The sequence below is a fragment of the Mesorhizobium sp. L-2-11 genome, from assembly GCF_016756595.1.
GTDB lineage: Bacteria > Pseudomonadota > Alphaproteobacteria > Rhizobiales > Rhizobiaceae > Mesorhizobium.
This window is the reverse complement of sequence record NZ_AP023257.1, coordinates 2622827-2641583: the sequence shown is the minus strand read 5'-3', so window position 1 is coordinate 2641583 and position 18757 is coordinate 2622827. Positions and strand designations below refer to the sequence as shown.

Here is an 18757-nt window from a genome sequence, read left to right as displayed (position 1 = left end):
ATTGCTGGAGCGAGGGAGTCACAACGGCTTCGCCGGCTGGCCACGGCGCCTTGGCGGTTCGGCGACCTACATCGATATGACGCTGGAGGACACGCCATGGACATGAGCAACAGGAAGACGCAGTTCAATATCTGGTACTGGATCGCCGCCTTCGCGGTGCTGATGATCTTTCAATATGTCTACACCGCCACGCAGCACGTCGCGCAGATTCCCTACAGCCAGTTTGAAACCATGTTGCGCGACGGCAAGATCGCCGACGTGCAGGTTTCCGATCGCTTCATCCAGGGCCGCTTCAAGGAGCCGCAGGATGGCAAGCCGCTGTTCATTACCACGCGCGTCGAGCCTGGCCTCGCGCGGCAGCTGCAGGAACATGGCGTCACCGTCACTGGCCAGATCGAAAGCACCTTCCTGAGCGACCTGCTCTCCTGGATCGTCCCGATCCTCGTCTTCTTTGGCTTGTGGATGCTGCTGATGAGACGAATGGGTGGTGGCATGGGCGGTTTGATGCAAATCGGCAGGAGCAAGGCCAGGGTCTATGTCGAGGCCAATACCGGCGTCAGGTTCGAGGACGTGGCGGGTGTCGATGAGGCCAAGGCCGAGTTGCAGGAGATCGTGGATTTCCTGAAAAGCCCGCAGGAATACGGCCGTCTTGGCGGGCGCATGCCCAAGGGCGTGCTGTTGGTCGGACCGCCTGGCACCGGCAAGACACTGCTGGCGAAAGCCGTTGCAGGCGAGGCAAAAGTCCCGTTCTTCTCGATCTCGGGCTCAGAATTCGTCGAGATGTTCGTCGGCGTCGGCGCCGCCCGTGTGCGCGACCTGTTCGAGCAGGCACGCGCCAAGGCCCCGGCGATCATCTTCATCGACGAGCTCGACGCGCTGGGCCGCGCCCGCGGTGCGGGCCCGATGATGGGCGGACACGACGAAAAGGAGCAGACGCTCAATCAACTCCTGGTCGAGCTCGATGGTTTCGATCCGAAGATCGGCGTCGTGCTGCTCGCCGCGACGAACCGCCCGGAAATCCTTGACCCGGCATTGCTTCGCGCCGGCCGTTTCGATCGGCAGGTGCTGGTCGATCGCCCGGACAAGCAAGGTCGCGTCCAGATACTCCAGGTCCACATGAAGAAGGCTAAGCTGGCGGCGGATGTCGATGCCGAAAAAGTTGCCGCGCTGACGCCGGGTTTTACCGGCGCCGACCTAGCCAATTTGGTCAATGAGGCAACCCTGCTCGCCACGCGCCGGAGGGCCGATGTCGTCACGATGGACGATTTCAACAATGCGGTCGAGCGCATCGTGGCCGGGCTCGAGAAGCGCAACCGGCTGTTGAACCCGAGGGAACGCGAGGTCGTCGCCTTTCACGAAATGGGCCATGCGTTGGTAGCCATGGCGCTGCCGGGAGTGGACCCCGTGCACAAAGTGTCGATCATCCCGCGCGGCGTCGGCGCGTTGGGCTACACGATCCAGCGGCCGACCGAGGACCGATTCCTGATGACGCGAGAGGAACTGGAGAACAAGATGGCGGTGCTGCTCGGCGGCAGGGCGGCCGAGCAGATCGTGTTCGGACATCTGTCGACGGGGGCCGCCGACGACCTGGCCAAAGTCACCGATATAGCCCGCGCCATGGTGACGCGCTATGGTATGTCGGAAAAGCTCGGCCACGTGGCGCTGGAAAAGGACCAGCGCTCATTCCTCAGCCCCAACCCGCTCGCCGGCGGTCCGCGCGAGCACGATTACGGCGAGGCCACCGCCGAGGCTATCGACGCGGAAGTTCGTAGCATCGTCGACACAGCTTTTTCGCGAACCGTCGGGCTCCTCACCGAGCGGCGGGACCTGCTGGAAAAGACGGCGCGCAACCTGCTCGAGATCGAGACGCTCAGCGAGACCGAGCTCGCATCGCTCGTCGGAAACGTATCGGCACCGGATCACGCGGAGGCATCCGAACCGCAATCGGGGAAGCGACCGATACGACGGGGCAAGGCCGCGGCGACAAGTTTTTCGCGCCCGGCCGAGTGATGACCTTTCTCGTCCCAACGTGGTCAGGATCGATTGCGAAAGCCGCAGCGCCCACATCAGAGCTACGCTCGGTCATAATCGTCATCGTTCGTGGTGATTGTCCGGCCGAAGGTCGGTCTCGACCGTAACGATCGCTCTGTCATTCGTCGCGCAAGTCACGAAAATGGGTATGTCCTTCGTGCTGTTCAGCCTGATCCTGCTGCCCGAGCGGATCATCGCGGGCGCGCGACCCGCTCGGCATCAAGCCGCTCTACAGGGCGCGGCTCGGAGAGGGCCCTCGCGCCTCCGAGTTGAAGGCCTTCGACGGGATCGGGGTCAAGGCCGTCGAGGCAATCCCCCCGGCGGCCTGCTCGACAGTCTTCACGAACCGCGGCGCTGGTTCGCACGCCCCACGGCGCTGCCGAGGGGACGGGGTGTATTGGCAGCTTGGGTCGAGATGACGTTGAAGCTTGCCCATTCCCACGCCAAACTCGATCACCCTCGCCCCAGGTGGCACTAACCCGGGCAATGATTTTCGTCCTTTCCTCCCAGTCCTCGAATTCCGATGCATCGGTCCACCGCCCAAAGTCGGTCTTTCCGAACAGCTTGCATCTGAGCGCTTTAAGTCTTGTCGACCAACTGTTGTATTCCAGCATGGCCGCCCCTGATTCAGCCTTGGTCCCCGATCGCGTCGCGAATGCGACGGTAAGCGGTATGGCCGGCAGCGATTTGAGCTTCGGCCCTGGCCAATATCGCCGGGCGAATAGCGGGCGCCTCTTCCCACAGGCGCCGGAGCGCCGATCGAAGCTTCTCGGCAGAGTTCGGATGATCGAGTGCCACCATCTCGCAGCCCGTGCCGAACATATCGGCGAGGCCAAGGAACTTGTCGACATAGTAGTCGGATCTGGCTAGCCCGATCGTCGGGATACCGTTGGCCAACGCGAAAACGCCGGCGTGGTAGCTGCCAGTGACTACGACCCGACAGCGCTGGATTTGCCGAATGAGGTCGATCGGTGTGCGGATCGCGAGTGCCCGGTTCAGCTCGGTCTCATCGGTGGGCATCAGTCCACGAATTGAGTCGATGTCCGCTTCGCGAGGCACCCATGAGACTGGAACGCCGATCAAGGGTGCCTCGAGCGAATCCGATGTGGCGTCTAAGACATGTCGCAGCCCTTCGAGAATATCCGCTGATACTCCTGAATAGGAGGAAAGACGCAGATTGACGCCAATGCCGGTGCCAAGCTCATCCACTCGCATCTCATGCGCCATTTCGATGGCGTCATCGCCGGTTGCGCAGATCCTGTCCTTGGAAACACCCAGCTCCGCGAGCAGAGGAAGTCCGGCTCGCGTTTCGCGAAGCGCGATCAAGTGAAGCCTTGGCAATATGGCCGATGCACGCGCTCTCAGCTCGGCATTGGCAAGCGGGCCCATCCCCTGGCCGACCATGACCACCGGCCGTCCTTTCCTTGCAAGCGCGAGATTCAGAGTTTCGAGTACCGACAGGGCATATTCTGGGAAAGCGTCCGTGATTCCGCCCATTCCACTTACAAGCACAAGGTCTGCCCTGTCGACAGCATCGGTGAAGCGAAGAAGTGCCGCGCGCGCATCCGGCATGTGCCTTAACTTAAGGCGCCAGAACAGAGAAACGAGCCTCGGCGCGTGTCGGCGAATGCGATCAGGCCAGTGCTTGGGCACGAACCGCTTCAACTTGGCCGGCCTGAAATCAGGCTTGAGCCATAGGGCGCGTCCTTCGGCCGACAGGGGGGTGGCAAAGGGACAGAAGCGGCGAAGCGCGTCCGGATCGTCAGTCAGAACGTTGATCGTCGAATTGTCGCACAGCCGCGTAAGCCGCTCCGTGGCAGCATAGAGCATTGCCATGTCGCCGATATTACGCAGCACATAGTCGCTCGGCTCCACGAGTATCTGGATTGGGCGATGATTAAAGCGCATCCTTTCCCCCAGATCCGAGTGGGGGACCGAAGCTTAGCACAACGTCTGAGGCAATTGAGCCCATTTGCGCGACGCCGGAGTTTACTGACACGTCTGCTTGGATCAGATCACGATGATGCTTGCGCCGACCTGAAGGTCCGCTCTTGAATATTCGAGGCCAGAAGCGGCGAGTCTGCTTACCCCAGAGCTGTAGCTCGGGCATTGTTCGTTTTTCCATCGGCCTCCAGCAGAATGATTGCCGGGAAGGCGAGGCCAAGGCAGGCCAGGCGGCGAGTGTGGCATCTGGTGAGGCAGGCTGATGGCCCACCCCAGCCATCTGCCCGATGCTTTTCATCGCCGTCAGGTAGGCGCGCTGGCAGGCTAGGGGCAAGGTTGCACGCCGGCTCAGCCGGTTGACCCAGGTCCGCAGATTGAACACGTCGACTGAACAGCATCAGCCGAACACCCCGACTACGAACGAAGGTGATCGTGGATCCGCGGAGAAGGTTGGATTTCAGGTCCTCTCCCTCCGCCAACTCGTCACATTTCGCATTCCATCGACACCGGGTCGCCGGAAAACCGCGCGTATCGGGAGCGAAGCGATCAAGACGGCGTTGGTTGACGCGCCTGTTCAGGGGGAACTAATATTGCATCGGGGCGCGGCGGGTCCGCGCCCTGTTCCGGATCCAAATTCGATTTCCGGATTCAAGATTTGATTTGCTACGATCGAAGCCCGTTGCGGCCAAGCTGGCAGGAGAACAATCGGTCTGACTTGCCCCGAATTCGCCCCGGTTGCTGGCAAGCAATGCATATCCAATAGAATACTCAAATAAGCCATTCCCCAACTGCGGAAACGAAGGCCTGATGATTGATGACAATGCTACGGTAGGCGTCGTGGTGCCGATGTTCAATGCCGAGGGCACCATTCGCGCCACCTTGACCAGCATCTGCCAGCAGGCCCATCAGGCGCTGGACATTGTCGTGGTGGATGACGGGTCGACGGACAAGTCCGCCTCGATCGTCGCCTCCTGTGCTGAGAAAGACCGGCGTATACGCCTGATGAGGCAGCCGAACGCCGGTGTTGCGCACGCCCGCAATAGCGGTGCGGCCTCTACCGATGCCGAGTTTCTGGCGTTTGTCGACGCCGATGATCTCTGGGCACCTTCCAAGATCGCACTGCAACTGCGCGCCCTGCAGGAAGGCGGTTCCTCCGCGGGCCTGGCATATTGCTGGTTTGCGCAAATCGACGAGAACGGCCGGGTATTCTCACTATACCGACCCGATGCCGCTGGCCGCGTTCTGCAACGGATGTGCAGAATGAATTTTGTCGGCAACGGAAGTTCGATGCTGCTGCGTCGCTCCGCATTCGAGCGGGCGGGACAATTCGATCCTTCCCTGAGGGCCAGGAATGCACAAGGCTGCGAGGACCTTCTCATGTGCCTCAGAATAGCGGAAAGTTACGAATTCCGCGTCGTTCCCCAGCACCTCGTGGGTTACCGGATGACGAACGTCAACATGTCGAGCGATGTCATGCAGATGCTTCGTTCGTGTGAGATTGTTCTGGGCGAGTTTCGTGAAAAATATCCGCAGTTCGGCAACGATCTCGACGCCCACCTGGTCGACATGATTCATTGGCTTGCAGTAAGGGCTTTGATCGGCGGGCAGCTTTACTCGGCCTGCAAACTATCGAAGAAACTCTTCATCATGGATCCACGCACGGCGATTTCTCGCCTGCCCAACATGGTGGACGTTTACTGCAGGGCCAGGTTGGTTCCTCGCTGGATCAAGGTTGGAGTGAAACGGATGCGCAACAAGAACGCCGAGTTCCGTCCGCTTTATGAAGAGACCAGCTGGTGAATGTGAGCCCATCAATGTTCGAGCGCTTGCGGCGCCTCATCCGCTTGGCGGCAGCGCCTGCATGGGCCGGGCCGACGATCGTCGGACTTGGTCTGGCTGCAGCGGTTCTCGAAGGTGCCGGCCTCTACGAGGCTACGAACGCGCTCGACGTTGAGACGGAGCAGGCGTTTCAGCTCGCGCTCGAGCAGTATTCGCACAATCGTACCATGGTCGTCATCGCCCCCCGGCTTTCGACAGTCCAGGCGGCCAACCAGATCATCGTAATGGCCAAGGGACGTGTGATCGAAGTTGGCTCACCGGACCAACTGCTGAAGCGGCAGGGTCATTTTTCAAGGCTCCATGAATTTCAGCACGGACGTACCGCCATGAGGGCGACCTAGCCGATGGGATACAGACTTGTTGAAATCGAACTGTCAAAGCCCCTGGCCCCGATCGAGCTCGCTCCACAGCATGACGGCGTCGGGCTCATCGCCCGCTGGCAGGACCGGCTCATCGGGTTCGAGATGATCGCGCTGCCGGCCTCTTCCGTCTTGTCGGCGGAGAGGCTGAAGGCGGTTGCCGACGAACGCTTCGCTGACCGCATTCTCGTTGCAAAGGTGGACGTGGAATTATCGGCGCGGCGACGGTTTGCGGCGGAAACGGCACTGCCAAACCTATCCATTGCGATCTGCACCAAGGATCGCGCAAAGCGCCTTTCCCGGCTGCTGTCCTCGCTCGACCCCATCCGTTGGAAATCCGCGTTTCAATCCGTCGAAATTGTCGTAGTCGACAATGCTTCGGTCGATGCCACTACGCGCGAAGCGGTCGAGTGCTTCAAGGATGTCCGCTACGTTTTCGAACCGAAGGCGGGGCTCGACTTTGCCCGCAACGCGGCTCTTCGCGCGGCTACGGGAGATCTGGTCGCATATCTGGACGACGATGTGGTCGTCGATCGCAACTGGCTGGCAGGCCTTGCCAAGGCGTGCCGGTACAATCCCGGCGCCGGCGGCTTTACGGGCCTGGTGCTGCCGTTTCGCCTCGACACGGAAGCCCAGATCTTTTTTGAGCAAAACGGCGGATTTGGCCGCGGCTTTGTCCGCAAGGAATTCCACAACACCCGGTTTGACAATCCGCTGCACCCGGTAGGATCCGGTAGTCTCGGCGCCGGCTGCAACATGGCTTTCGACCGCGCGCTGCTCGTCGAACTCGGCGGTTTCGATGAGGCACTTGACACCGGATCTCCGCTGCCCGGTGGTGGCGATCTCGACATTTTCTATCGCGTGCTGCGTTCGCGCCGGCCCATGATCTATGAGCCGGAATATGCCGTTTACCACGAGCATCGCGAGACGATTGAGCAGTTGAGGCGGCAATATTGGACGTGGGGCCTCGGCATGATGGCTTTCCTTGTCAAAAGCCGTCGGACCGATGAAGAACTCAGCGCACGACACCGTGCCATGGTTCGCTGGTGGTTCTTCGATCGGCTGAAGGCGGTGGCGCGTGCGGCGCGCAGGTTTCGAGGTCGCGATTTCCGTTTCGGCATCGCGGAATTATGGGGCGGAATCTATGGTCTCGCGGGCGAGTACGATCGCTCGCGTGCCCGCGTGCAGACGATCCGGGAGCAGAACCAGTGAACGGCGATGCCTTCCGTGTCAGGCACATCGATCTCGAGACTACCGATATAGACGGCGACGCGGGCGACACTGCTTCGCTATCGATCTTCTGGTGGAAGGACTTACCGCTGGGGATGCGAGCGTCCCTGCCTGACGAACTGCCATATTCAAGGGCACATTTGCGGCAGTTCGCCGCGGAATTTTCGGCGGCACAGCTGGCCGCACGCAGCACCTCCCTGGGCGCTCCCCTGCGGGCGACCTACTGGGGGTGCCCAAAGTCCGCGCTTTCGCTGGCTGCTGCACTCGATGCCAGGGACCTGATCGACAGCCTTGATCAGCTTGCGACGGCTTCTTCGGCATCCGCGCAAGACATCTCGGTTGTGATTTGCACCCGGGACCGCGGCCCAGCGCTGGCCAGGTGCCTTAGCAGCATTGCAAAACAACGCAGCGCTCCGGGCGAAGTGGTCGTCGTTGACAATTCCCGCGACGGCAACGCGCGGTCCGTGTGCATGCAGTTTCCGGAGGTCCGTTACATTCATGAGACGCGCCCTGGACTGAGTGTAGCCCGAACGGCCGGCGTTCGCGCAAGCCGGCATGGCATCATCGCCTTCACCGATGACGATGTCGAAGTGCATGCCGGCTGGACTGCCGAAATTGCGCGCGTCTTTGCAGAGCGGGACGTCGAGGCGCTGACAGGCCTGGTGCTGCCGGCGCGGCTCGATACCCTGGCACAACGCCGCTTCCAGTTCGACATGGGCGGCTTCGGCACCACCTTCGTGCCCCTCGTCTTCGACCAGCGCTTCTTCGAAGAGACGCGGCCAAATGGAGCGCATGTCTGGAAAATTGGCGCCGGGGCCAACATGGCCTTTCGGCGATCTGCCTTCGATCGGGTTGGCTTGTTCGACGAGCGCCTCGGCGCCGGTGCTGCCGGATGTTCTGAAGATTCGGAACTCTGGTACCGGCTGCTGGCAACCGGTGGCGCCTGCCTCTATGAACCCCGGGCCGTTGTCTTCCACCATCATCGCAGCGACTGGCCGGGACTAAGACGGCAGATGAGGGCCTACATGAAGGGCCATGTCGCGGCCCTTGTCGTGCAATATGATAATTTCGGCGACCGCGGAAACATCATTCGGATCTGGATAAAGTTGCCGGCTTACTTCTTGAGGACATTCCTAAGGACGCTTTTCGATGGCCCGCCCGGCAGGATCGGAATTCTGGCGGCAGAGGTGGAAGGATGGCTGGCCGGTCTTCAATTTCTGCTGCGTTTCGGCTGGCGAAAACGGCGAGCCTTGCCCCGGCAGAATTTGGTTGAGGAAAGAGCCCGATGATCCGCAAGGCGCCGCTCGGCCAGTTTCTTTCCGGCAACCCTTTTCCCAACGGCCTGACCGACGGCCTGTTTTACCGTGAGAAGATGCGAGCCATTCACCGTGTTGCTCCGGCGGCAATCGAGGGGCCTACATTGGAGATTGGCGGTGGCCGCAGTGGATTGGCGAGTATCCTCTACCCGAACGCGGATATCGTCACCCTCGATCTCGATCCCGAACTGGGCAGGCTCCAGCCGCCATGGGCGAGGTCAACCTTCGTTTGCGGCGATGCCTGTGTCCTGCCCTTCGCAGACGACAGTTTCGATGTCGCGACGCTGTTTGACGTGCTTGAACATATCGAGGACGACCGCCGCGCTGCGCAGGAGGCGCTGAGGGTAGTGCGACCCGGCGGATATGTGCTTGTCTCCACGCCTGAGGCCGGTTGGCACTACCCGTATTTCCGTATCATGAAGCCATATTGCCCGCACGAAAGCGAACTGATGCGGGAATGGGGCCACGTTCGGCGTGGCTATCGCGATCCCGAGCTCGCCGCGCTCTTCGACAAGCCGCCGGAGCTTCGGGCAACATTCATCAACCCGGTGACGGCGTTCTTTCACGACGTCGCATTTTCTCGCCTTGGAAGGCGCCGACGCAAGGTCCTCTACGCGTTGGCTGCTCCCATTACGGCGGTTGGCTATGCGCTGCACGGGCCCTCGACACGCGGTACGGAAACGGCCTTTTCCTGGCGCAAATGACCTCGTCGCGCAAATGATTGGCCGCCAACCCCCTCTCGTCGTTGCCCTCTTTCCATGGGGCGACGTCATGGAGGAGTTTCTCGATCCGATAGGGTTGCGGCTCGAGGAATTCGTCGGGCAAATGACCGGCGGCTGGCTGTTCGGCTACGCGGCCGCCCTGCAGCTGGCCGGGCACAGGCCGATCATTGTCTGCGCATCCGAACATGCCTCTGAGATAGAGTGCCACCATCATGGGGGAACAGGCACGCCGATCTGGGTCGTTCCCGGGAAACGAACGCGCCAAGGCCACTCCGCCGCTGCTCACAGTCTGCGGCGCTGGGCCACGACGCCGCTGTCCGCCTTCCGAAAGGTCCTCGCCCAATCGCAATGCGACGTGATCCTCGCTCAAGAATATGAATACACCCGGTTCGATGCGCTCGCCTGGCTGGCGCGCCGTATGCGCATTCCCCTCTATGCGACCTTCCAGGGCGGAGACCGACCGCTCTCCTGGATCGAGGCGATCGCCCGGCAGGCTTCGCTTCGCGCCTGCAGGGGCCTCATCGTCGCATCGGGTGCCGAGCGCGAGCGCCTCGCCAAAGCCTACCCGCGCATCGCGCTCGACATCGCCAATATCGCCAATCCGATCGACACCAAGGAATGGAAGGCGATCGAGCACTGGGAAGCGCGGGAAAGCCTCGATTTGCCGCGCGAGGCTTTTGTCATCGTCAACCATGGACGCATCGACATCCGCCGGAAGGGGCTCGACGTGCTGTTGAAAGCCTGGTCCTTGTTTTCCGCAGACGCATCATCGCAACTCGTGATCATCGGCTCGGGGCAGGATCGAGACGAATTTGCCAGGCTCCTGCGCGAGGCCAGACTGGCGAATGTGAGATGGCTTTCCAGCTATACCACGGACCGGACGCTGATCCGGCGCTGGCTTTCGGCGGCGGATGCCTACGTCGCCGCATCGCGTATCGAAGGCATGCCGGTCGCACCGCTGGAGGCCATGGCCTGCGGCCTTCCCATCGTCGCTACCGATGCACAGGGGCTCCCCGACATTCTGGCAAACGGCGAAGCGTCAGGTGGGCTGATGGTGCGAAAGGACCAGCCGGGTGAAATCGCGCGCGCCCTCCAAAGACTGAAGGACAATCCGGGCTTGCGGGAACGCCTCGGTCGGGCTTCGCGACAACGAATAGAGGAAAATTTCTCGCTTGCAGCAGTCGCCGCAGCCCTCGATTGTTTGCTGACCAAGCGGTAGGGCTCTTCCTAAAAAAGAGTGGTCACAACTGGCGGCGGTACCAGGCCAGCGCCGTTTCGACGATCCGGTCGATTGCGGATTGCTCAGGCATCCAGCCGAGCTCCCGGGCCGCCTTGCCGGCCGCCGCTACAAGTGCAGGCGGGTCACCTGCCCGGCGCGGTCCGTAGGCCACAGGAAGGCGCGTTCCCGAAGCCCGGCTCACCGCATTGACCAACTCGTTCACCGTCGTTCCGGTTCCGGTGCCGAGATTGTAGACGTGAACTCCCCGATCGCGCAGAAGCTTCTCCCCTGCCAGAACATGAGCACGGGCGAGATCGGTGACGTGGACATAGTCCCGCACCGCAGTTCCGTCCCTTGTGTCGAAGTCGGTGCCATTAATGGTAAAAACCCGGCCCGACCTGATCGCCGCCTCGATAGCGAGCGGAATCACATGCGTTTCCGGTTCGTGCCGCTCACCGATCTCGCCATCGGGATCACATCCGGCAGCGTTGAAATACCGCAGCACGACCGCGTTCAGGCCATGGGCCGACGAGAGATCGTCCACCATGCGTTCTATGATTAATTTCGACCACCCATAGGGATTGATGGGCGACTGCGGATGCGTTTCGTCGATCGGAGAACGAACGGGAACGCCGTAAGACGCGCAGGTGCTCGAAAAGATCAGCTTGTCGACGCCGGCCTTCAGCATTTCCTCGAGCAGGACCAGCGTCCCAAAACTATTGTTTCGGTAGTAGAGTTCCGGGCGCTCGACGGACTCGCCGACATAGGCGTAAGCGGCGAAATGCGCCACCACATCCGGCCGATACTGGTGCAGCGCTGCTGCAACCGCTGCGCCGTCGCAAACATCGCCCTCGACATGCGGTCCCCATTTGACCGCGTCGCGCCAGCCGCGCGAGAAATTGTCATAGGCAATGACCGACCAACCGGCGCCGGCGAATGCCTTGCAACAGTGTGAGCCGATATAGCCCGCCCCGCCAGTGACCAGGACTGTTTTCATCCGGCTGCAGCGGTCCGAGCATTTCTCGATGAGACCAAGTCTTCGAAATAGGCAATGGTCGTGGCGAGACCGTCGCGCAATGCGATTCTTGGCTTCCAATTGAGCTCGCGCAAGGCACACCCGATGTCAGGCTGCCGCTTCCTTGGATCATCGACGGGCAAAGGTAAAAACCTGATCTCGGATCGGCTTCCGGTAAGTTCGATCACGAGATTGGCAAGTTCGAGCATCGTGAATTCGACCGGGTTGCCGAGATTCATTGGACCGGTAACATCGTCGACCGTGTGCATCAGGCGAACCAGACCGTCGATGAGATCATTGACGTAGCAAAATGAGCGTGTCTGCTCGCCGGTGCCGTACACGGTTATCGGCTTGTTTTGCAGTGCCTGCATGATGAAATTGGAAATGACGCGGCCGTCGTCCGGACGCATCCTCGGGCCGTAAGTGTTGAAGATGCGCGCTACCTTGATCCGCAGCCTGTGCTGCCGCCAATAGTCGAAAAACAGGGTTTCGGCACAGCGCTTGCCTTCGTCGTAACAGGAACGGGGCCCTATCGGGTTTACCCTGCCCCAATAGTCCTCGGTCTGCGGGTGAACCTCGGGATCGCCGTAGACTTCAGACGTGGACGCCTGAAGGATCTTTGCGCGAACTCGCTTGGCGAGCCCCAGCATATTGATCGCCCCATGGACGCTGGTCTTTGTCGTCTGGACCGGATCGAACTGGTAGTGAACCGGGCTTGCCGGGCAAGCAAGGTTGTAGATTTCATCAACTTCTACGTAGAGCGGAAATGTCACGTCGTGGCGAATGATCTCAAAGGATCTGTTGTCGAGCAAATGCGAGACGTTTCTCCGACTTCCTGTGAAGAAATTGTCGACGCATACAACCTCGTGGCCTTCAGCAAGCAACCGCTCGCATAAGAACGATCCCAGAAAACCTGCGCCCCCCGTCACCAAGATTCGCTTTGCCTGCTGCATTTTTGGGATCCTCACGCCAGTTCTTCACGCAATCGAATGCGCAAAGCCCTGGGGCGAGGATAGGAAAAAAATGCTGCGCCGAAAACACAAAATGTTAACGGACCTGAAATAGCCGCGTGAGTGCGCGGCGCACGATCCATGGAAAAGCCCGTTTTGCCATTCTTTGACGGATTTCGTCCGAACCACGTGAATGCGCTGCGTTGCATCATGATCGTAACAAAGGGAGATGCGTCCTACACAGTCTTGGCCCGGCTCCTATCGCTGCCTATGAACACCTCGCGACTGGGGGTCAAAAGCTGCCATAGCCGATGTCCACTTTCGACCCCTGCCTCCTCTCTCCGCGGTGCTACGCCGGTTGCAACTCCCTACGCGGCAGCCGCGGGAAGGCGATCGCCACCGCCACCGCGCCGAGCCCGACCAGGGCCGAGCCTATGAACAGCCAGGAATAGCTGGCATAGGCATCGAACACCATGCCGCCGGCGAGCGGGCCGAAGGCCATGCCGATGCTGGACAGCATGGTTACAGCACCAAACACGGTGCCGAGGATGCGCTGGCCGAAATATTCGCGCGCCAGCACCGCATAGAGCGGCATCACGCCGCCGTAGGTGGCGCCGAAGATGACGGCGAGTGTGTAGAATTGACCAAGCTCGCTGACCGCAAGATAGGCTGCGATGACCACCGACTGTATCGCCAGACCGGTAATCAGCACCGGCTTGACCCCCAGCCGGTCGGAAAGCACGCCGTATAAAAGCCTGCCGCCCAGCCCCGCCAGGCCCTCGATGCTGTAAATGCTGACCGCCGCCATCGGCGCTATGCCGCACAGCATCGCATAGCTCACCATGTGGAAGATTGGCCCGGAATGCGCCGCGCAGCAGGCAAAGAAGGTCAGTGCCAGAACAATGAATTGCGGCGAGCGCAGCGCCTGTAGAACCGACATGCCGGTAACGTCGGCGGCAAGATCGGAGGCGGCGTCGTCAGCGGCAGGCTTGGGCGGCTGGCGCACCAGCAATGCGGCCGGCACCAGCAGCGCCCACGCCGCGATGCCGATGACCAGCATGGCGGTGCGCCAGTCATAGGCCGAGATCAGCCAGCGCGCGAAGGGCGAGATCGTCATTGGTGCCACGCCCATGCCGGCCGAAACCAGCGAAACCGCAAGGCTGCGGTTCTTGTCGAACCACGCCGTGGTCAGCGCGATCATCGGGGCGAAGAAGGCGCTTGCCGCGAGGCCGACGAGCACACCATAGGTGATCTGGAAGACAAGCAGCGAGCCGGTGCGGCTGGCCAGCACCAGCGCCAGCCCGAGCAGCACCGCGCCTGTCATCACAACGATGCGAGCGCCGTAGCGATCGTAAATGGCGCCCCAGGCGAAACCGCCGAGGCCCATCACCAGGAAGTTCAGCGTCATCGCGCTCGATATGCCGGCGCGCGACCAATCCGTGTCGAGCGCCATCGGTTCGAGGAAGATCGCCAGCGAGAACATCGCCCCGAGGGCGACACAGGTCATCAGGGCGCCAGCCGCGACGATGACCCAACGATAGGAAAGGCTCATGCTTTTTCTCCGAGATCGTTTGGGCACGGCGCGACTTCTTTCGAGCTTCGTCACACCGCTTGCGTCCGAAGGACGATGCCGACATTTCCAATCCTACAATCCGGTTGCGTTTTTTATCCAGTCGCGAAATCGCGCCACCCCATTGCTCCCTTGCCCACTCGATTGGTCCATTGCATTGACCGTGCGCCGTCCTGGGCTAGATTTCCAACCTGGCGATCAGGAGCTATCAGGCATGGAACTTCATCGCGGCCGTCTCATCGACCACGTCCAGCTGGTGGTCAGCGATCTCAAGGCCAGCCGGCGCTTCTATGAGGCGATTTTCAAAGTGCTCGAGGTTCCCATCGGCGGCAGCGCCGAGGATCATTTCTGGGCCGACGAGCTGTTCGTCTCCAGCATCGACAGCCCGGCAGCCAGCGGACAACTGACGGGCCGCCACCACCTTGCCTTCCAGGCAAGGGATCGCGCGATGGTCGACGCCTTCTATAAGGCCGGGCTCGAGGCCGGCGGCACCGACAATGGTGCACCGGGCGAGCGGCAGCACTACCATCCCGGTTACTACGCCGCCTTCCTGCTCGATCCCGACGGCAACAACATCGAGGCCGTCTTTCACGGGCCAGCCAAGCGCAGCGCCGCTTCGGTGAAGATTGCGTTCTGATGACCGGGTAACCCGGGCAAGACCTTGCTTGCGACGGCATCGGATCGTGTGCCATCCGCCCGCCCTATCGCGTCAGCACCGCCATCTGGCTCGCCAGGAAGTCGACGAACAGCCGGGCGCGGACCGGTAGCTGTCGCCCATACGCATGGATGATGTGCACCGGCATGGTCGGCATCGCCACCTTGGGCAAGATGCGGACCAGGCGACCGGCGTCGAGATCGTCCTGCACGGCAAACTGCATCAGATGCGCGATGCCGGCTCCGGCAAGCGCCGCTTGCCGGATGGCGCCGCCGTCATCGGTATCGAGCCGCCCGTTCGGCACGACTACCGTGCCGTCGGCCAAGGTGATCGGATAGGGCCGGCCGGCCATCTGATAGCGGATGAAGTCGTGGCTCTGCAACGCCTCGATCGTGGCCGGCCGGCCACGCTGTTCGACATAGGCCGGCGAGGCCACCAGCACGATCGGCAGATTGGCGATCTTGCGCACGATGAGCCCGGTGTCCGACAGCGCCCCCATGCGCACCGCGACGTCATAGCCTTCGCGGATCAGGTCGGCGTGGCGGTCGGTAACGTTGAGTTCCAGTTTCACCTCGCTGTGCTGAGCCAGGAACGCTTGCGCCCAGGAGGCGATCAGGCCGCGCCCGAGTTCCACGGGCGCCGTGACGCGCAGCAGGCCGCGCGCTGTATCGGCCATCTGGACGATGTCCTGGGCGTCATCGAGCGCTCTGAGCAAAGGCGCGATCCGCTCGTAATAGGCGAGGCCCTCGCTGGTCAGGCCAAGCCGGCGCGTCGAGCGCTGGATCAGCCTGACGCCCAGCCGGCGCTCGAGCCGCGCCACGCTCTTCGACACCGCCGACGGGCTGGAGCCGACCAGCCGGCTGGCGGCATGGAACGAGCCCGCATCGACAGTGCGCACGAAGGCGACGAGACCGGCGGTCTTTTCGAGGATGGTTGTCATTCAAGAATTCCAGGCACGAAAGAAGCTATCGAGGCGATCCTAATACGCTATCCGATCACTATTAAATATCGCCCATCATCAACAAAGGAGAAATTTGATGAGCAAGCTGAACGGTAAGGTCGCCATCGTCACCGGCGCCTCCAAGGGTATCGGCGCCGGCATCGCCAAGGGCCTTGCAGCGGCCGGTGCCGCCGTCGTCGTCAACTATGCCTCGTCGCGGGAAGGCGCCGACCGCGTCGTGGCCGAAATCAAGGACGGAGGTGGCCGAGCCGTCGCCGTCCACGGTGATGTGTCGCAAGCGGCTGACGTGCGCCGCCTGTTCGAGGCGGCCAAATTGTCGTTCGGCGCGGTCGACATATTGGTCAACAATGCCGGCGTGTTCGCGTTCGAACCGCTGGAAGCCGTGACCGAGGCCGAGTTTCACCGGGAGTTCGACACCAATGTACTGGGCACAATCCTGGCCATCCGGGAAGCGGTGAACCATTTTGGCACCAGAGGCGGCAGCGTGATCAACATTAGCTCGGTCGCCAGCCTCAACCCGCAGCCGAACTCGCTGGTCTACGCCGCCACCAAGGGCGCGGTGGATTCGATCACGCTGTCCATGTCGCGGGAGCTCGGCGCCCGCAACATCCGCGTCAACGCCATCGCCCCGGGCGGCGTCGACACCGAAGGCCTGAAGCGGATAGGCATCGTCGGCAGCGAATTCGAGAAGCAGGTCATCGCCATGACCCCGCTCGGCCGCTTCGGACGGCCCGACGACATCGCCCGCATCGCAGTGTTCCTCGCCTCCGACGAGGCATCGTGGCTGACCGGCGAGCGCATCACCGCCTCGGGCGGTTGGCGGTAGGGATAGAGGGCGCAGACCACCGTTTCACGGACCATGCCCAACGCAACGCAACATCGATAAAACACTGCAATCGATGACGGGAGCGATTAAAGACCAATGTTGCGTCGAGGGAGGAGCGCCGTGCGGTATCGATGACAGCGAGAATCCAGGGAGATAACGGATGACGGATGACCAAAGAGCAATCCGAAAGCTGGTCGAGACATGGATGGATGCGAGCAAGCGTGGAGACACCGCGACCGTTCTCAGCTTGATGACGGACGATGCGATCTTCATGGTTCCCGGCCGGGAGCCCTTCGACAAGGAGATCTTCGTGGCGGCCGCGCAGGAGATGACCGGCGTTCATGTCGACGGCGCGAACGAGATCGTTGAACTACAGCTTCTCGGCGACTGGGCCTTCATGCGCGGTCGTATCGATATGACCGCGACGCCGCCGAACGGGAAGCCGGTGCACCATCGGCCGCTGAGCTGCCTTTTGCCACCTTGAACCGCTCCCAGAAAAAGTTAACCTTTTACGGACTAGTTGCCGCCGCGAAGGCGCGCTCACCATCCTGTTCGCGATATCCTCAAAAGGTCACGAGCGTTCGGATGCCTTGGACAGGACCATCATGCCGCAGGTTTCCATAGTCATCCCTGTCCACAATCAGCCCATGCTAATCCTCGAAGCGGTGGCTTCACTTAAGGCGCAATCCGTCGCCGACTGGGAAGCCATCCTCGTTGACGATGGGTCAACCGATGAAACACCCGCCGTGCTTGAGAATCTCGCGTCCCAAGACGCCAGAATTTCGCTCTGGTTGCAAACACAGCAAGGTGCTGCTGCGGCCAGAAACACGGGAGCGGCAAAAGCAAAGGCAGATTGGTTGCTCTTTCTCGACAGCGACGACTGGCTCGCTCCTAATGCCCTTGGCTCTCTATTGCGCGTTGCCGGCCAGGATGTGCACCTTGTGCACGCCTTAGGCCTTCGCGTGTGCGGGAGCCGCAGCCAGGATCGATCGCAGGTACACCTTCCCAGGGGCGACTTGTTCCATCGCCTTGCATCAACGGCGACGTTTATGGTCCATGCATGCATTTTGAAAAACTCGACCTTTCACGAGCTTGGCGGTTTTGATGAAACATTGATGGGCTGCGCAGACTGGGATCTCTGGCAACGTGTCATCCGGTCTGGCGCCCGCTGCAGGGGCGTCGATGAGATCGTCGCCTTCTACCGGCAAAACGAAGCGTCGCTCAGTACCAATTATGAGCAAGAGCTTCGAGACGGTCTCATCGTCATCGCCCGCGGACACGGTCCCGATCCCCGAGTTCCCAGACCTCACCCCGGCTATGCCGAAGGCATCTCACTCGCAGAGTTCCCCGCGGCAGCCTATCGATTTGTAAGTTGGTTGGCGGGTGTTGCAATCGCACGTGAGCACTCCGTTGAGGGTATCTTGAGAGGGATGCAAGCTCTTCCTGCCAAGCCCTTGGCAGCTTCTGATATCGGAGCGGCCTTGTTCGACGCCATTCCCATCGGATTAGGCGACTTCAGGCCCAATTGGGGAAGATGCTGGCCTGCACTGAGACCTCACCTTCAAGAGTTCCTGGAGGAAGTTGGCACGATTGCTCACTGCGGGCCGTCTTTCACGAGCGACGTCCTGCACCACACGGAACGTCTCGCCGCTACCGCAAATGCGTCCGATACCATCGGCGTTGTTGGAGGTGTGGCCTCGCGGATCGTCAGAATTCCAGGAGCCATTCCGCATCTTAATCTTGCTCCTGATATTACGTCTTTCATCGCCGTCGTTCGCACCGATCGAGCTGAGGTCGGACCGATGGAAGTTCTCGTTGACGGGAGTTTCTCTGATGGACGCGTTCGGGAGATGCTTGTCGAGCGATACTTACGAGAAGTATTCTCAACTTACTTGAGACGGTTCCCGTTTTCTATACTTTTTGGAACGATGAAATATACCGCCGGTCAGAAGAAACTTTTTTTATCGTTGGCAAGTCTTGTAAAAGATCGCTCGGCGGGCCCTTTACTCAGGAAGCACATCTGCCAAGCCTTGCTGGCGCAGAATTTCGTCCTTCCCACCATCGAGACTGGCGTGATCAAGTCCCGACTTGAAGGCCAGATCACGAGTTGAGCAAGAAGC

16 protein-coding genes are annotated in these 18757 nt (G+C 61.1%); 11 read left to right on the top strand and 5 right to left on the bottom strand.

The window, feature by feature from the left end:
* Positions 1–96: 96 nt before the first annotated feature.
* On the top strand, positions 97–2010 hold the full coding sequence (gene ftsH / locus JG739_RS12605; RefSeq protein WP_202366737.1) for an ATP-dependent zinc metalloprotease FtsH: 1914 nt from the start codon (positions 97–99) through the stop codon (positions 2008–2010).
* A gap of 648 nt (positions 2011–2658) precedes the next feature.
* On the opposite strand, the gene JG739_RS12600 is transcribed toward ftsH, so the two are convergent.
* Positions 2659–3939: a polysaccharide pyruvyl transferase family protein gene (locus JG739_RS12600; RefSeq protein ID WP_202366736.1), complete on the bottom strand. Its 1281-nt coding sequence runs from the start codon at positions 3937–3939 to the stop codon at positions 2659–2661.
* 843 nt (positions 3940–4782) lie between these two features.
* Between JG739_RS12600 and JG739_RS12595 the strand changes: the two genes are divergently transcribed.
* The 6 genes from JG739_RS12595 (at position 4783) to JG739_RS12570 (ending at position 10660) form a co-directional block, all read left to right on the top strand.
* Positions 4783–5775: a glycosyltransferase family 2 protein gene (locus JG739_RS12595; RefSeq protein ID WP_202366735.1), complete on the top strand. Its 993-nt coding sequence runs from the start codon at positions 4783–4785 to the stop codon at positions 5773–5775.
* Between the two features lie 14 nt (positions 5776–5789).
* Positions 5790–6155, top strand: a complete 366-nt coding sequence (locus tag JG739_RS12590) for a hypothetical protein (RefSeq protein ID WP_244749851.1) — start codon at positions 5790–5792, stop codon at positions 6153–6155.
* A gap of 3 nt (positions 6156–6158) precedes the next feature.
* Positions 6159–7385, top strand: a complete 1227-nt coding sequence (locus JG739_RS12585) for a glycosyltransferase family 2 protein (protein WP_202366734.1) — start codon at positions 6159–6161, stop codon at positions 7383–7385.
* Positions 7304–8692, top strand: coding sequence for a glycosyltransferase (locus JG739_RS12580; RefSeq protein ID WP_202366733.1), 1389 nt, complete (start codon positions 7304–7306; stop codon positions 8690–8692). The genes JG739_RS12585 and JG739_RS12580 overlap by 82 nt, the downstream gene beginning before the upstream one ends.
* Positions 8689–9423 (top strand): class I SAM-dependent methyltransferase, encoded by a 735-nt coding sequence (locus tag JG739_RS12575; protein ID WP_202366732.1) that lies wholly within the window; start codon positions 8689–8691, stop codon positions 9421–9423. The genes JG739_RS12580 and JG739_RS12575 overlap by 4 nt, the downstream gene beginning before the upstream one ends.
* A 67-nt stretch (positions 9424–9490) precedes the next feature.
* Complete coding sequence (locus JG739_RS12570; protein WP_244749849.1) at positions 9491–10660, top strand: glycosyltransferase family 4 protein; 1170 nt, start codon at positions 9491–9493, stop codon at positions 10658–10660.
* Between the two features lie 22 nt (positions 10661–10682).
* On the opposite strand, the gene galE is transcribed toward JG739_RS12570, so the two are convergent.
* The 3 genes from galE to JG739_RS12555 form a co-directional block, all read right to left on the bottom strand.
* The gene (galE, locus tag JG739_RS12565; protein WP_202366731.1) at positions 10683–11657 is read right to left on the bottom strand and encodes a UDP-glucose 4-epimerase GalE; all 975 of its coding nucleotides are present in this window, start codon (positions 11655–11657) and stop codon (positions 10683–10685) included.
* The gene (locus JG739_RS12560; RefSeq protein ID WP_202366730.1) at positions 11654–12628 is read right to left on the bottom strand and encodes a UDP-glucuronic acid decarboxylase family protein; all 975 of its coding nucleotides are present in this window, start codon (positions 12626–12628) and stop codon (positions 11654–11656) included. The genes galE and JG739_RS12560 overlap by 4 nt, the downstream gene beginning before the upstream one ends.
* 346 nt (positions 12629–12974) lie before the next feature.
* Positions 12975–14177 (bottom strand): MFS transporter, encoded by a 1203-nt coding sequence (locus JG739_RS12555; RefSeq protein WP_202366729.1) that lies wholly within the window; start codon positions 14175–14177, stop codon positions 12975–12977.
* Between the two features lie 232 nt (positions 14178–14409).
* Between JG739_RS12555 and JG739_RS12550 the strand changes: the two genes are divergently transcribed.
* Positions 14410–14832, top strand: coding sequence for a VOC family protein (locus JG739_RS12550; RefSeq protein WP_202366728.1), 423 nt, complete (start codon positions 14410–14412; stop codon positions 14830–14832).
* 64 nt (positions 14833–14896) lie between these two features.
* Here the strand turns inward: JG739_RS12550 and JG739_RS12545 are convergent, their stop codons facing one another.
* Entirely contained in the window at positions 14897–15790 is an 894-nt protein-coding gene (locus tag JG739_RS12545; RefSeq protein ID WP_202366727.1) for a LysR family transcriptional regulator, read from the bottom strand.
* Positions 15791–15887: 97 nt separating this feature from the next.
* Here JG739_RS12545 and JG739_RS12540 point away from each other — a divergent pair, with 97 nt between their 5' ends.
* The 3 genes from JG739_RS12540 (at position 15888) to JG739_RS12530 (ending at position 18748) form a co-directional block, all read left to right on the top strand.
* Positions 15888–16637: an SDR family NAD(P)-dependent oxidoreductase gene (locus tag JG739_RS12540; RefSeq protein ID WP_202366726.1), complete on the top strand. Its 750-nt coding sequence runs from the start codon at positions 15888–15890 to the stop codon at positions 16635–16637.
* 205 nt (positions 16638–16842) lie between these two features.
* The gene (locus tag JG739_RS12535; RefSeq protein ID WP_202366725.1) at positions 16843–17121 is read left to right on the top strand and encodes a nuclear transport factor 2 family protein; all 279 of its coding nucleotides are present in this window, start codon (positions 16843–16845) and stop codon (positions 17119–17121) included.
* Positions 17122–17242: 121 nt separating this feature from the next.
* A complete protein-coding gene (locus JG739_RS12530) occupies positions 17243–18748 on the top strand; it encodes a glycosyltransferase family 2 protein (RefSeq protein WP_202366724.1) in 1506 nt (501 codons plus the stop codon).
* The last annotated feature ends 9 nt before the right edge of the window (positions 18749–18757 follow it).

Bases quoted from the DNA above. Each gene is read 5' to 3' on its own strand.
- ftsH (WP_202366737.1), top strand. From the start codon at position 97: ATGGACATGAGCAACAGGAAGACGCAGTTCAATATCTGGTACTGGATC.
- JG739_RS12600 (WP_202366736.1), bottom strand. From the start codon at position 3,939: ATGCGCTTTAATCATCGCCCAATCCAGATACTCGTGGAGCCGAGCGAC.
- JG739_RS12595 (WP_202366735.1), top strand. From the start codon at position 4,783: ATGATTGATGACAATGCTACGGTAGGCGTCGTGGTGCCGATGTTCAAT.
- JG739_RS12590 (WP_244749851.1), top strand. From the start codon at position 5,790: ATGTTCGAGCGCTTGCGGCGCCTCATCCGCTTGGCGGCAGCGCCTGCA.
- JG739_RS12585 (WP_202366734.1), top strand. From the start codon at position 6,159: ATGGGATACAGACTTGTTGAAATCGAACTGTCAAAGCCCCTGGCCCCG.
- JG739_RS12580 (WP_202366733.1), top strand. From the start codon at position 7,304: ATGGGGCGGAATCTATGGTCTCGCGGGCGAGTACGATCGCTCGCGTGC.
- JG739_RS12575 (WP_202366732.1), top strand. From the start codon at position 8,689: ATGATCCGCAAGGCGCCGCTCGGCCAGTTTCTTTCCGGCAACCCTTTT.
- JG739_RS12570 (WP_244749849.1), top strand. From the start codon at position 9,491: ATGGAGGAGTTTCTCGATCCGATAGGGTTGCGGCTCGAGGAATTCGTC.
- galE (WP_202366731.1), bottom strand. From the start codon at position 11,657: ATGAAAACAGTCCTGGTCACTGGCGGGGCGGGCTATATCGGCTCACAC.
- JG739_RS12560 (WP_202366730.1), bottom strand. From the start codon at position 12,628: ATGCAGCAGGCAAAGCGAATCTTGGTGACGGGGGGCGCAGGTTTTCTG.
- JG739_RS12555 (WP_202366729.1), bottom strand. From the start codon at position 14,177: ATGAGCCTTTCCTATCGTTGGGTCATCGTCGCGGCTGGCGCCCTGATG.
- JG739_RS12550 (WP_202366728.1), top strand. From the start codon at position 14,410: ATGGAACTTCATCGCGGCCGTCTCATCGACCACGTCCAGCTGGTGGTC.
- JG739_RS12545 (WP_202366727.1), bottom strand. From the start codon at position 15,790: ATGACAACCATCCTCGAAAAGACCGCCGGTCTCGTCGCCTTCGTGCGC.
- JG739_RS12540 (WP_202366726.1), top strand. From the start codon at position 15,888: ATGAGCAAGCTGAACGGTAAGGTCGCCATCGTCACCGGCGCCTCCAAG.
- JG739_RS12535 (WP_202366725.1), top strand. From the start codon at position 16,843: ATGGATGCGAGCAAGCGTGGAGACACCGCGACCGTTCTCAGCTTGATG.
- JG739_RS12530 (WP_202366724.1), top strand. From the start codon at position 17,243: ATGCCGCAGGTTTCCATAGTCATCCCTGTCCACAATCAGCCCATGCTA.